10 protein-coding genes are annotated in these 12,351 nt (G+C 65.4%); 8 read left to right on the plus strand and 2 right to left on the minus strand.

Features of this window, described 5'->3' with window-relative positions; translation table 11 throughout:
• The 6 genes from C9412_RS18870 to C9412_RS18900 all read left to right on the plus strand — a co-directional run.
• Positions 1 to 1,361: phospholipase D-like domain-containing protein (locus C9412_RS18870; RefSeq protein ID WP_258190361.1), on the plus strand; the 1,361-nt coding region annotated here is incomplete at its 5' end.
• Between the two features lie 116 nt (positions 1,362 to 1,477).
• Positions 1,478 to 2,914, plus strand: coding sequence for a hypothetical protein (locus tag C9412_RS20640; RefSeq protein ID WP_146161742.1), 1,437 nt, complete (start codon positions 1,478 to 1,480; stop codon positions 2,912 to 2,914).
• A 47-nt stretch (positions 2,915 to 2,961) separates the two neighbouring features.
• Complete coding sequence (locus C9412_RS18885; RefSeq protein WP_107233022.1) at positions 2,962 to 4,557, plus strand: hypothetical protein; 1,596 nt, start codon at positions 2,962 to 2,964, stop codon at positions 4,555 to 4,557.
• A gap of 367 nt (positions 4,558 to 4,924) precedes the next feature.
• Positions 4,925 to 5,881, plus strand: coding sequence for an HlyD family efflux transporter periplasmic adaptor subunit (locus tag C9412_RS18890; RefSeq protein WP_107233023.1), 957 nt, complete (start codon positions 4,925 to 4,927; stop codon positions 5,879 to 5,881).
• Positions 5,882 to 5,901: 20 nt separating this feature from the next.
• Positions 5,902 to 6,825, plus strand: coding sequence for an ABC transporter ATP-binding protein (locus tag C9412_RS18895; protein WP_107233024.1), 924 nt, complete (start codon positions 5,902 to 5,904; stop codon positions 6,823 to 6,825).
• Complete coding sequence (locus C9412_RS18900) at positions 6,822 to 7,934, plus strand: ABC transporter permease (protein WP_008265309.1); 1,113 nt, start codon at positions 6,822 to 6,824, stop codon at positions 7,932 to 7,934. The genes C9412_RS18895 and C9412_RS18900 overlap by 4 nt, the downstream gene beginning before the upstream one ends.
• 80 nt (positions 7,935 to 8,014) lie before the next feature.
• Here the strand turns inward: C9412_RS18900 and miaB are convergent, their stop codons facing one another.
• Together miaB and C9412_RS18910 are read right to left on the minus strand one after the other, a co-directional pair.
• On the minus strand, positions 8,015 to 9,433 hold the full coding sequence (gene miaB / locus C9412_RS18905) for a tRNA (N6-isopentenyl adenosine(37)-C2)-methylthiotransferase MiaB (RefSeq protein WP_107233025.1): 1,419 nt from the start codon (positions 9,431 to 9,433) through the stop codon (positions 8,015 to 8,017).
• A 197-nt stretch (positions 9,434 to 9,630) separates the two neighbouring features.
• The gene (locus tag C9412_RS18910) at positions 9,631 to 10,251 is read right to left on the minus strand and encodes a glutathione S-transferase (RefSeq protein WP_107233026.1); all 621 of its coding nucleotides are present in this window, start codon (positions 10,249 to 10,251) and stop codon (positions 9,631 to 9,633) included.
• A gap of 80 nt (positions 10,252 to 10,331) precedes the next feature.
• On the opposite strand from C9412_RS18910, the gene C9412_RS18915 reads away from it, so the two are divergent.
• On the plus strand, positions 10,332 to 11,300 hold the full coding sequence (locus C9412_RS18915) for a WYL domain-containing protein (protein ID WP_107233027.1): 969 nt from the start codon (positions 10,332 to 10,334) through the stop codon (positions 11,298 to 11,300).
• Between the two features lie 46 nt (positions 11,301 to 11,346).
• Entirely contained in the window at positions 11,347 to 12,264 is a 918-nt protein-coding gene (locus tag C9412_RS18920; RefSeq protein ID WP_107233028.1) for a lytic transglycosylase domain-containing protein, read from the plus strand.
• Positions 12,265 to 12,351 lie beyond the last annotated feature (87 nt).

Genomic DNA, 12,351 nt, shown 5'->3' on the forward strand with positions numbered 1-12,351 from the left:
GGCGGCCCATGACCGAAGCGGAGAAGAAGAAGGTCGGCTACGTCGACAAGGGCGTGGCCATGAGTGGCCGGATCGGCAAAACCGGCGTCGTGCAGGACCTGGTGAAGCGCAAGCAGGGCGTGAAGTCTGCGGCCAGCAACCCGCTGGTGGCGGCCATCGCCGCGCGCATCCGCCGCGCCATCGTGGCAGGGCAGGGCTTCCATGTGTACATCACCTTGCCCGTGCATCCGGAAGGCAGCCTGTTCGACGGTGCCGTGCTGAAGCAGCAGTACTGGGTGCAACAGACCTTGCTGCGCGGTGACCGCAGCCTGATCCGGAGTATCTGCCGTTCACTGATCGCGCGCGACAAGGACATCCGCGAAGCGAGCGTGGAAGAGGCCGATCTGCAGGCAGAGGTGAAGGCCGGGCGCTGGAAGGAATATCTGTCGGTAATGAACCTGAGAAGCTATGGGGTCCTTGCCGACGTCAACCATAAGAACCACTACGCACCGCATACGATCGGCGCGGACCAGGCCACCCCCTTGTACGTGGTGACCGAGCAGTGTTACGTACACTCCAAGCTGCTGATCGTGGACGACGCCGTGGCCATCATTGGAAGTGCGAACTGCAACGACCGCAGCCTGCTGGGCACGGGCGATACCGAGATAGCCGCAGTGATCGTGGATGGTGCGGCCAAGTCGATGGACCTGGGCAATGGCTTGCAGGTGATAACCCGGAAGTTTGCGCGGGATCTGCGGATGAAGCTTTGGAGGAAGTTCCTGGGGCAGGCGCTTGAGACGAAGCCTGAGAAGGGGGGGAAGCAATTCGTCTTTTCTAATGCAACCGAAGACTACTACCCATGGTTCAGCGAAAAAGTTCCAACCCTGGAGGTCGACAAACCGGCAAGTGCAAGAACTTGGACGGGAATCAGGGGCCTTGCGGATGCCAATTCGGAAGCTTATCAGCGTGTCTTCACGAATGTCCCTCGCGACTCATTCCCTCGCTACGACTCTGTGTTTCATGGATTCCCGGCGGCAGGTCTTAGTGACAAAGGGCACGTGAGGCGCATGCTCTACGCGCAGCCGGCAGATCTGCAGCCAGATTTCATGCAGGAGCCAAGTGTTGTGAACGACTACGTGAACGGCGCAGTGGGGCGGCATGACGTGCGTAAGGCGACGGATTTCCTCAGAGGTACCCAAACGCGCCGCGGGATTCAGGGCTTCTGGGTGACCATGCCACTTCTCTGGGGGAGTGAGATGGATGATCCGGCTGCAGCGATGCCGAACGAGATCATCGCGGTCGTACCTATTGAGGGAAATCGGTCAACTGAACTAGCGTACTCGGGTCGACATGGTTCTTGGGGGCACGGAGAGCAGGTATGAGTGGGCATCTACTGTTGAGGGCGATGGTGGCCTTGGGGGCCCTGTGTGGAGTGCAAACCGCGCTTGCAGACTGCGGTTCGTCAAATGAGAAGGGCCTCCGGTTTCAGGATGGTGGGATGGTGATCAAGTTCAGGCCAAGCCCATCGGACGAGGTGGATGCGGTAGGCGCCAGCCTTAGTCGCGCGAACAAAGTTGCCCCCTACGTACGGATCAGTGTCGAACCAAACCTCGGTGAGCTGCACAATCAGCCGTTCAACTCGAATGGTGGTGCTATTTATTACTTGCAAGAAAGCGCTCAAGGGCAACGGCTGTGCCGCGTTGAAGAGTGGAAGAGGCGGGAATCCAAATTGATTGGGCAGGCGCCGCCTGAGAGCCTGCATCCTGCTGTGAGGCCGGTGTATCCCTATTTCGAGCTGAACAGGAGCTATGAGCTCCATTATGACTCGGCTGGTGGATTGACTTCGATTCAGAATGTTGATGCGAAAGGGCGTAGGGTCACAACGTTCTGTGCACTCTACGACGAAAATGGTCGCATAGAAGTGGCAAATGAGAGTTCTGGGTTGATTGTCTCGGATAAGCCAGAGTTCCAGTGTTCACAGCTCCGCGATGTGCCATCCCGCGTTACCACTCGGTACTTCACTTATCGGCCGGATGGATTGCGCGCTTCCGATGTAGTCAAGCAGGCCACCCGTAAGCCAGGTGAGGATCCCTACCGCGAGGACACCGGCCTTGGAACGGAGGCGACCGATGGTGCCTGGACTGTGGGGGGCTTCGTCAATGTCGACGATGCTGAATTGAAACGGATCGTCGGCATTCGCTTCTATGGCAGCGAAAAGCGAGGGCTTGTAGGGGTGCAAAGCCCTTCCGCTACGCTGGTTCCATCTGACGCCACTCCAGTTTTCGCAGAGCGCAGTCGGAGCGTGTCGCAGGAGGTGCGGTACACGTTCCCGGGTGAGCGTGTTCCTCCAGAGGTCGCTAAGGGGTACTTTGAAGGAGTCACAGGCTATACCCGTGTGCGTGAGTATCTGCACCGTTCGGATAGCAGGATTTTCGAAGTATTCGGACCGCAGGCAAAGCATCCGAGCGAACGCCAGTGGCGCACGCTGGACCTGAATCGTCAGGAAAACTACGACGCAAAGGGCAAGCTTACGCGGGTGATTCTGTCCGGCCCGGTCTCTGGTGACGACGGCTACACCGAAAACCTGCGCGCCTACGCTGAGAAGGGCGTTTTGAAGCTCACGCCGCTCACCAATGGCTACAGCTCTTACCGCGTGTACGACTATGACGCTGCCGGTAGAGAGACCCTGTCGTTCGTGTGCTGGCGCTACGAAGTCTCGACCAACAAGCCCTATGCCCATTTCCCCTGGTGGGAGCCCGATCCTCGGCCCAAGCGCAGTCGCGAAGCCGAGCTGCAGTACGCCAGGACGCAGGTTGGTACACGCTGCGGTACGCCGGACGGCAAGATGAGCGTGGAAGGCATGGGCCCGGTGAAGACGCTGATGGAAACCAAGTACGGCTTCGGTACCACGAAGCTCGGTTTGCCGGGCGAGTAACGAGTAAAGCGCTCTACGTACAAGGGTGCATGCCAGGAGGCAGTCAAATGAAGTCGATAGGTGCGGAACATCAGCAGAAGCGCGGGTGGTCAGCGGCGGGGCGGCGGGCAGCGGGCGTGATGCTGGCGTGTGTCGTGCTCAGCTCCTCGGCCTGGGCCTGTGGGGATAAGGTGGCAGACGATCCTTGGGTTTCCCCTTGGAAGATGGAGTACATCAGCGTTCTGACGTCCCCTCTGATCGATGACTATGCAACGGAGCTGAGAGAAGCATCGCCCATGGCTGATGGTCGGCTCTCGCTTCCGCAGATCAGGCTCAGTCGTTCGAATTCGGCCTCACGCACGCTTCCCTTCTCGCTGTTGGGTGGGAGCATTGTGTACGTCCAGTCGGAAGGCGGGGCCGGTGAGCGTGTCTGCCGCGAGGAGCTGTGGCGGAGCCAAAGATCTGATAGCTGGAATTCCGAAGCGGCCGGCCTGGTGTCCCGCGAGGTGCCTTTGTCCCCTCCTACCGACGTCGAGATTGATCCTTCAGCTAGAACGGCAGCTGCCGGACTTCTCCGGACGATATCCAAGGACTTCGTGCTCGCCGAAGCTCGTGATTATCTCTACGACGACCAGGAACGCCTTGTCGAGATCCGCAAGCACGGGCGTGGATCGGATGGCACGTTGTTCAGCCAGATATTGAACTGCATGAAGTATGACAAGCACAGTCGCCCGACATGGTCGGCGCAGCCAACCTCGGCCAGTCTGCGCCAAGGTGGAGAGGGATTGACCTGTGATCAGATGGATCAAGGCAACGCTCTGGTGCAACGATACCTGCTCGATGAAGATGGCCGGATGTACGCCTCTGTCAGATCAACGCCGCCGTCGCCATCGATGGGACGGAATGTCTTGGCATCGGTCAGGGGTACGTCCGGGTGGACCGGCGTTGCGGAGTACATTAGGCCGTCCGAGCGGAGCGTCTACGGATATGAGACCTATGCGATGGCCCGGATGGATCAGCAACTGGGGGTTTACGCGATCAACAGCATCGAAGGGGATCTGTTGCCGGCCGATGCGCAGCCTCTCTATCAGGATGCCGTTACCCGGCTGGGCGTGAAGGGTGCAGACCTGCGGTACGACTTCGTCAACGTCACCATTCCCGCCGAGGTGGGAATGAATGGGTTCTCGCAACTGTCGACCTATCCCCGGATCCGTAGTCATCGCGTTGCGGAGAAGATGCGGGTTCACGAAGTGTTTGATGCAGATTCCCACGCACTGCGCCGGCGGGCCTGGGCCAGCGATTCCGGGCCGGTCTATCGCCAGGAGGATTACGATAAGGCTGGACGCCTGGTGCAGGTCATCAATGGCAGGGTGAATCCTGACGTACCGATGCCGGAAGACGCCATCGCTGCAGACGGATTCGATGCACGCGTGCTCCAGGGGTCGGGCGAAGGTTACAGGGTGTTTCACTTCGACCGGCGAGGACGTCCCGAGCACGTGCTGGTGTGCGGAAAAATCGCGGCGGGCGCGGAATCACGCGATGAGATGCACTGCGGTAAAAGTGATCGTAGCGTTGTCGCCTACCAGAACAACGAGGTCAGTGGTTTCCTCAAGGATGCCTATGGATGGCGTGACCGGCCTCTGGCCGCAGGCTCTCCGCTCTGACGTCGCAGCTTTTCCACATCCGCTGTGGCTTGCCGTGCTGGTGGGATCGGCGCTCCAGCGGGATCCGATCTGGGCAATCAGGCCACCACAACGGGCGCGCAGCGGGGTGCTCAGCGTTTCGGTGATCACCCCGTTGCGCGATCCATCCTGCCGCCGGCGCACGTTCCATTGCCAGGCGAGCATTCCGGCCATCCCCCTGCGCTTTTCCACACCAGCTGTGGAATGATGCCGAATCAACCTGTGGATAGGTGGGCCAGACCCCGGCGGCACAAGGCCTGCCAGGGCGTGGCGAAAAAACCGCCAGGGCGGATCGGCATCATCGCGGGTGCACGGGGCAGATGGCACCGTAGCGCCGTCGCTGGAGGGGATGGACATGGGCAACGGCATGCGTGGGTTCGGACTGGTGGGCCTGGCCCTGCTGGCAGGCTGTGGCCAGGCGCCACCGACTGCACTGGGAACGCTGGAATGGGACCGGGTCACCGTGCCGGCCCCGGCGGCCGAAGTGATTGCAGCGGTGGAGGTGCGCGAAGGCCAGCAGGTCAAAGCCGGCACCGTGCTGATGCAGCTGGACCCGGCCCGCGGTGACGCCCAGTTCGCCGCCGCACAGGCCGACACCGCGCGTGCACAGGCGCAGCTGGAAGAACTGAAGATCGGCCCGCGCCAGGAGCAGATCGCGCAGGCCCAGGCGCAGCTGACCGCACTGCGCGCGCAGGCCGCTGAGGCCAGTGCCTACTACCGGCGGGTGCAGCCGCTGGCACGCCAGCGCCTGATCGCCGCCGCCGAGCTGGACCGCGCGCGGGCGGCCGCCGGCAATGCCGAGGCCAGCGTGCGCGCCGCCGAGCAGGCCTGGCTGGAGCTGGTGCATGGCAGCCGCGCGCAGGACATTGCCCAGGGCCAGGCGGCGGCGGACGCTGCGCAGGCGCAGCAGGTGGTGCAGGGCGTCAACCTGCAGAAGCTGCAGCTGCGCGCACCCCGCGATGGCGTGGTCGACGCCTTGCCCTATCGGCAGGGCGACCAGGCCCCGATCGGCGCACCACTGGCAGTGATGCTGGTCGGCGAGCGTCCCTATGCACGCGTCTACCTGCCGCAGCCGCTACGCTTGCAGGTCAAGGTCGGGCAGGCCGCGCAGGTGCATCTGGAAGGGCAGGGCGCTGCGTTGAAGGGGCATGTGCGCTCGATCCGCAGCGAGCCTTCATTTACGCCGTACTACGCGTTGACCGGTGACGACGTGGCGCGGCTGAGCTACCTGGCCGAGATCGAAGTGGACGAGGCGACCGACATGCAGAAGCTGCCGGCCGGGTTGCCGGTGCGGGTGAGCTTCTGAACACCGGCGACGACATTGCCGTGCATGCGCAGGGCCTGACCCGCCGCTTCGGCGATCTGCTGGCCGTGGACAATGTCGACCTGACCGTGCCTCGCGGCCAGGTCTACGGTTTCCTCGGCCCGAACGGCTCGGGCAAGTCGACCACCATCCGCATGCTGTGCGGCCTGCTGGAGCCGAGCGCGGGGCAGATCGAGGTGCTGGGCCTCGCTGTGCCGGAACAGGCAGAAGCACTGCGCCGCCGCATCGGCTACATGACCCAGCGCTTTTCGCTGTACGAAGACCTGTCGGTGCGCGAGAACCTGGAGTTCCTTGCCGCCATCCAGGATCTGCCGCGCGCGCAGGCCCGACAGCGCGTCGATGCACTGTTGCAGCAGTATCGGCTGCAGGACCGGCAGCCGCAGTTGGCCGGCACGCTCAGCGGCGGGCAGAAGCAGCGTCTGGCCCTGGCCGGTGCGGTGGTGCATGGGCCCGAGCTGCTGTTCCTCGACGAACCGACCAGTGCGGTCGACCCGGAATCGCGCCGCGATTTCTGGGAGGCGCTGTTCGAACTGGCCGACGCCGGCACCACCGTGCTGGTTTCGACCCACTACATGGATGAAGCCGAGCGCTGCCACCGGCTGGCGATTCTGGATCGCGGCGCGCTGGTGGCCGATGGCACGCCGGCCGAACTGTGCGCGCGGCTGCAGGGGCGCACGCTGCAGGTCACCTCTTCGCAGCCGCGCCAGGCCAGCCGCGCGCTGGCCGAACTGCCCGGGGTGCTGAGCGTGGCGCAGATCGGCACGCAGCTGCGCGTACTGTGCAGTGAAGACGCGGCCGACATGGCCACGTTGCAGCGCGCCTTGGCCGGTGCCGATCCGCAGGCGCGCATCGAGGCGGTGGCGCCGAATCTGGAAGACGTGTTCGTCGCCGCCACCCGCGGTCGTGGCCGGGAGCCGGCGGCATGAACCTGCGCCGGCTGTGGGCGATCATGCTCAAGGAGCTGCGGCAGCTGCGCCGCGACCGCATCACGCTGGCGATGATCGTCGGCATTCCGGTGATGCAGCTGCTGCTGTTCGGCTATGCGATCAATCTCAACCTGCGCCACCTTGATGCGGGTGTGGCCGACCAGGCCAACAGCGCGGCCTCGCGCGCGCTGGTGCAGGACATGGTCGCCACCGGTGTGATCACCCCGCGCAGCGAAGCCTACAGTCCGGACCAGCTGATGCAGGCGCTGCGCCGCGGCGAGATCAGTGTCGGCATCGTGGTGCCGGCAGATTTCGAGCGTCGCCGTTTCGATGGGCGCGAAGCGGTACAGGTGCTGGTCGATGGCAGCGACACCGTGGTGCAGAGCGCGGCGATCCAGCTGGCGCAGGTGCCGCTCGACACGCGCCCGACCAGCAACACACGGCCGCTGCGCGAAGGCAGCATCGCCAGCGGCCAGGTCAGCGTGACCAGTTTCTACAACCCGCAGCGGCGCTCGGCAGTGAACATCGTGCCGGGGCTGATCGGGGTGATCCTGACCATGACCCTGGTGATGTTCACAGCGGTGGCGGTGGTCCGCGAACGCGAGCGCGGCAACATGGAGCTGCTGATTGCCACGCCGGTATCGCGCAGCGAACTGATGGTGGGCAAGGTGCTGCCCTATGCGGCCATTGGCCTGCTGCAGACCACGCTGGTGCTGGTGCTGGGTACCTGGCTGTTCCAGGTGCCGATCCGCGGCAGCCTGCTGGATATCTACCTGGCCGCGGTGCTGCTGGTGCTGGCCAACCTCGCGCTGGGCCTGTTGATCTCCACGCGCGCGCGCTCGCAGTTCCAGGCGATGCAGATGACGTTGTTCCTGTTCCTGCCGTCGATCCTGCTGTCCGGCTTCATGTTCCCGTTCGCCGGCATGCCACGGCCGGTGCAGTGGCTGGCCGAAGTGCTGCCGTTGACCCACTTCCTGCGCCTGGTGCGCGGCATCATGCTGCGCGGTGCTTCGCTGTGGGAGCTGTGGCACGACGCGCTGGCGCTGCTGGCCTTCATCGTGGTGATGATGACGCTGGCGATCCTGCGTTTCCGCAAGCGCCTGGATTGAGGGCATGCCATCCGGTAGTGCCGGCCGCTGGCCGGCATCGATTCCGGTAGGTGCCGACCGTTGGTCGGCACACCCTGACTTTATTCGGCCACCACCCGCGCGCGCAGCGAATTGGTCAGCGCTTCGGTAATCACCACATCCACGAACTGGCCGATCAGCCGTGCCGGCGCCGGGAAGTTCACCGACCGCATGTTCTCGGTCTTGCCGGTCAGTTCGTTCGGGTTCTTGCGCGAGGGGCCTTCCACCAGCACCGTCTGCACGGTGCCGACCATCTTCTCGGAGATGCCGGCGGCGTGCGCATTGATGCGCTCCTGCAGGCGCGACAGGCGCGCGTGCTTCTCGGCATCGCTGATCGTATCTTCCAGATCCGCAGCCGGCGTGCCTGGGCGGCGCGAATAGATGAAGGAGAAGCTGTGATCGAAGCCGATGTCCTCGATCAGCTTCATGGTCTTCTCGAAGTCGGCGTCGGTCTCGCCGGGGAAGCCGACGATGAAGTCCGAGCTGATCGAGATGTCCGGGCGCACCGCGCGCAGCTTGCGGATCTTCGACTTGAATTCCAGCGCGGTGTAGCCGCGCTTCATCGCCGACAGCACGCGGTCGCTGCCGGCCTGTACCGGCAGGTGCAGGAAGTTGGCCAGCTGCGGCACGTCGCGGAACGCATCGATCAGCGAATCGCTGAACTCCAGCGGATGCGAGGTGGTGAAGCGGATGCGGCCGACGCCGTCGATCTCGGCGATGGTGCGGATCAGCAGGCCCAGGTCGGCGAACTCGCCGTCGCCATACGGGCCGCGATAGGCATTGACGTTCTGGCCGAGCAGGTTGATTTCGCGCACACCCTGCGCGGCCAGCTGGGCCACTTCCACCACCACGTCCTCGAACGGGCGGCTGACCTCGGTGCCGCGGGTGTAGGGCACCACGCAGAACGAGCAGTACTTGGAACAACCTTCCATGATCGACACGAACGCCGAAGCACCTTCCGCGCGCGGCTCCGGCAGGCGGTCGAACTTCTCGATCTCGGGGAAGCTGATGTCCACCTGCGGGCGCTTCTGCTCGCGGCGGGCGCGGATCAGTTCCGGCAGGCGATGCAGGGTCTGCGGGCCGAACACAAGGTCCACGAACGGCGCGCGCTTGATGATCGCCTCGCCTTCCTGCGAGGCGACGCAGCCGCCGACGCCGATGATGACCTCGCGGCCCTTGTTCTTCAGGCCCTTCCACACGCCCAGCTGGCTGAACACCTTCTCCTGCGCCTTCTCGCGGATGGAACAGGTGTTGACCAGGATGACGTCGGCGTCGTCCGGAGTATCGGTCAGTTCCAGGCCATCACTGGCAGCGAGCACGTCGGCCATCTTGGCCGAGTCGTACTCGTTCATCTGGCAACCGTGGGTCTTGATGTACAGCTTGCCTTTCACCTGGTCGGACTTGCGCGGACCAGTGGGCAGGGCAACGAGCGGGGTACCGCCCGGCGTGGCGGGCGGAAAGACGTCTGGCGTCCCGGTCATGGCGCTTAATCCATTCGGGTGGCGGGAAAGGCGGCAATTCTACCCGCATCCCACGCCGCCCGCCGCGCGCCCTTGTAGAGCCGAGCCCACGCTCGGCTGGTTTCAGTAGAGCCAGGCCATGCCTGGCTGCCCCATGGGGAGCGGTAAGAGCAGCCGAGCGTGGGCTCGGCTCTACAAAAGAAGCCCGGCGGGCGCCCTTACGCCGCCGCCAGCTCCGCATCGATCTGCCGCGATCGGTCGAAGGCGGTCATCGCGCTCATCCGGGCGATGTAGTCGGCCGTTGCCGGTGCCGGCTGCACCAGGCCGAAGGCCGTGGTCCAGGCCAGCGCATTGCCCCACAGCACGTCGGCGGCACTCATCACCTCGCCCAGCAGGTACGGCCCCTGCGCCAGCTGGGCCTCGATCACCTGCAGCACGGTCTCAGCGTCGTTGTAGGGCGACATCGACTGCGGCGGCGGGTCGCGGCGCATCGCGCGGTCGATCATCGCCGGCTCGAAACACGCGCCGTAGAAGGCCATCCAGCGCAGGTAGGGGCCGCGCAGGGCATCACCGATCGGCGGCGCCAGCCCGGCTTCCGGGTACAGGTCGGCCAGATACAGGTAGATCGCCACCTGCTCGGTGACCAGCGCACCGTTGTGGACGATGGCCGGCACCTTGCCCATCGGGTTGATGGCCAGGTAGGCCGGGGCCAGGTTGGCGCCGGCCTTCAGGTCCAGCACCTGCATGCGGTAGTCGGCACCGAGTGCTTCGAGCAGGGCCACCGCGCCGCTCGAGCGCGAACGGGCGGCGTGGTACAGGGTGATCTGGCGTGAGGTCATGGCAGTGCTCCTTGCAGTGGGTGGTGAACTGGAGGCCATCCTGAGGCACTATTGCGGACGACTTCTGTCCTCGATCCTTCATGCGCCATACCGCCCATCGCCTGCTGCGCCTGATCGCCCTGTTGCAGGCCCGCCGCCAGTGGTCGGGGGCCGAACTGGCCGAACGCATGGGCGTGGACCGGCGCAGCATCCGCCGCGACATCGAGCGCCTGCGCGAACTCGGCTACCCGGTGCAGGCCTCGGCCGGGGTCGGCGGCGGCTATCAGCTCGGGGCCGGTGCGCCGGTGCTGCCGATGCTGCTGGACGAGGAGGAGGCCACCACGCTGGCCATTGCCCTGCGTGCGGCCTCGGCCACCGTCGCCGGCATCGATGACACCGCGCGCGGTCTGCTGTCCAAGCTCGACCCGCTGGTGCCGACCCGCCGTCGACAGCAGGCGGGCGAAGTGCATGCGGCCACCGCCACCCTGTCCGATCTGCCCGCCACCGATGCACGCCTGCTCGGCCGGCTGGCCCAGCACTGCCGGCAGGCCTCGCGGCTGGCCTTCGAGTACCGCAGCGCGCAGGATGCGGTCACCCAGCGCGAGGTCGAGGCCCAGCACCTGGTCAACTATGGACGGCGCTGGTACCTGCTGGCCTGGGACCTGGGGCGGCAGGACTGGCGCACCCTGCGCGTGGACCGGATGGGCGCGGTGCGCGAGTGCACCGAGCCAGGCCTGCATCGGCGCACCCCGGCACCGCCGGACGTGATGGTGCGGCAGGCGGTCAGCCAGGCGCCGTTCGCGTTGCAGGCCATTGTGCGCCTGGCCGGCAGCCGCGCCGACCTGGAAGGCCGCGTCCCGCCGTGGTGTGGCGTACTGGAAGCGGATGGCCCCGACCACTGCCTGCTGCGCATGGGTGCCGAGAGCCGCGGCATGATGCTGGCGCAGATTCTCAGCCTGGACCGGGTACCGGTGGCGCTGTGGACCACGCCGCCCAGCCTGCGTGAGGAGCTCGCCCAACGGCTGGACGGGCTGGGGCAGGTGCTGGCTGTGCCGCCGGTCACAGGCTGAGCCGCGTGGCTTGGCAAGTTCCGGCGAAGCTGGGACACTCGCCGCCATGAAGGGGATACTGGGGACAACGGCGATCATCATCGCTGCGCTGACCGCTGCGCCGGCCAGCGCCGGAACCCTGTTCAAGTGCCAGGGCGCCGATGGCGTCACCAGCTATGTCAGCAAGCGCGTGGCCGGGGCCCGTTGCAGCACGATCAGCTACAGCCGCGACACCCGCCCGGCGCCGCGTCCCATGCTGGCGGCGCCAAAACCGGCGACGGCCACGGTGGCCAGCATCGAGCGCAATCCGGTCGCGGTCGCCGCCAGTGCCGCCGCGCCGGCCGTGGCCACACCGACGCCGCCGCCCGCCGCCGCACCCGCGCCGGCAGCGTCTCGCGGCGGACGCATGGTCAGTGGCCAGGTCTATTCCTTCATGAAGGATGGCGTACGTCACTACACCAGCGCACGCCCGACCCAGGTCGCCAACCTCGGCCCGGTGCGCACCATCCGCTACAGTTTCATGGAGCGCTGCTATGCCTGCGGGGTCAACCCGCGGGTCGACTTCGGCACGGTGCGTCTGAACACCACGGCCTTCCAGAGCGAGATCACCTCGGCCGCGCGCGAGTTCGGTGTCGAGGAGGCGGTGGTGCGCGCGATCATCCATGCCGAGTCGGCCTACAACCCGACCGCGCTCAGCCGCGCCGGCGCGCAGGGGCTGATGCAGCTGATGCCGCCCACCGCCGCCCGTTTCGGCGTAAGCGATTCCTACGACGCCGGGCAGAACATCCGCGGCGGCGTGCAGTATCTTGCGTGGTTGTTGAAGCGCTTCAACGGCGATCTGACCCTGGCCGCAGCGGGCTACAACGCCGGCGAAGGCGCGGTCGACCGCCACGGTGGCGTGCCCCCTTACAGCGAAACCCAGTACTACGTGCGCCGGGTCGGCCAGCTGGCCGAGCGTTACCGCACCGCCCTGAGTCACCAGTAGTGCCGGCCGCTGGCCGGCAACCCCTCGAACAGGCAGGTGCCGACTGTCAGTCGGCACGCGCTTCAAAATATTGTTGCACCGCGTTGT

The sequence above is a fragment of the Stenotrophomonas sp. Nf1 genome, from assembly GCF_003028475.1.
Lineage (GTDB): Bacteria > Pseudomonadota > Gammaproteobacteria > Xanthomonadales > Xanthomonadaceae > Stenotrophomonas.

What these genes read in the sequence shown, in the direction of transcription:
- C9412_RS18920 (WP_107233028.1), top strand. Translation starts at nt 11,347, where the DNA reads ATGAAGGGGATACTGGGGACAACGGCGATCATCATCGCTGCGCTGACC.
- C9412_RS18890 (WP_107233023.1), top strand. Translation starts at nt 4,925, where the DNA reads ATGGACATGGGCAACGGCATGCGTGGGTTCGGACTGGTGGGCCTGGCC.
- C9412_RS18885 (WP_107233022.1), top strand. Translation starts at nt 2,962, where the DNA reads ATGAAGTCGATAGGTGCGGAACATCAGCAGAAGCGCGGGTGGTCAGCG.
- C9412_RS20640 (WP_146161742.1), top strand. Translation starts at nt 1,478, where the DNA reads ATGGTGATCAAGTTCAGGCCAAGCCCATCGGACGAGGTGGATGCGGTA.
- miaB (WP_107233025.1), bottom strand. Translation starts at nt 9,433, where the DNA reads ATGACCGGGACGCCAGACGTCTTTCCGCCCGCCACGCCGGGCGGTACC.
- C9412_RS18900 (WP_008265309.1), top strand. Translation starts at nt 6,822, where the DNA reads ATGAACCTGCGCCGGCTGTGGGCGATCATGCTCAAGGAGCTGCGGCAG.
- C9412_RS18910 (WP_107233026.1), bottom strand. Translation starts at nt 10,251, where the DNA reads ATGACCTCACGCCAGATCACCCTGTACCACGCCGCCCGTTCGCGCTCG.
- C9412_RS18915 (WP_107233027.1), top strand. Translation starts at nt 10,332, where the DNA reads ATGCGCCATACCGCCCATCGCCTGCTGCGCCTGATCGCCCTGTTGCAG.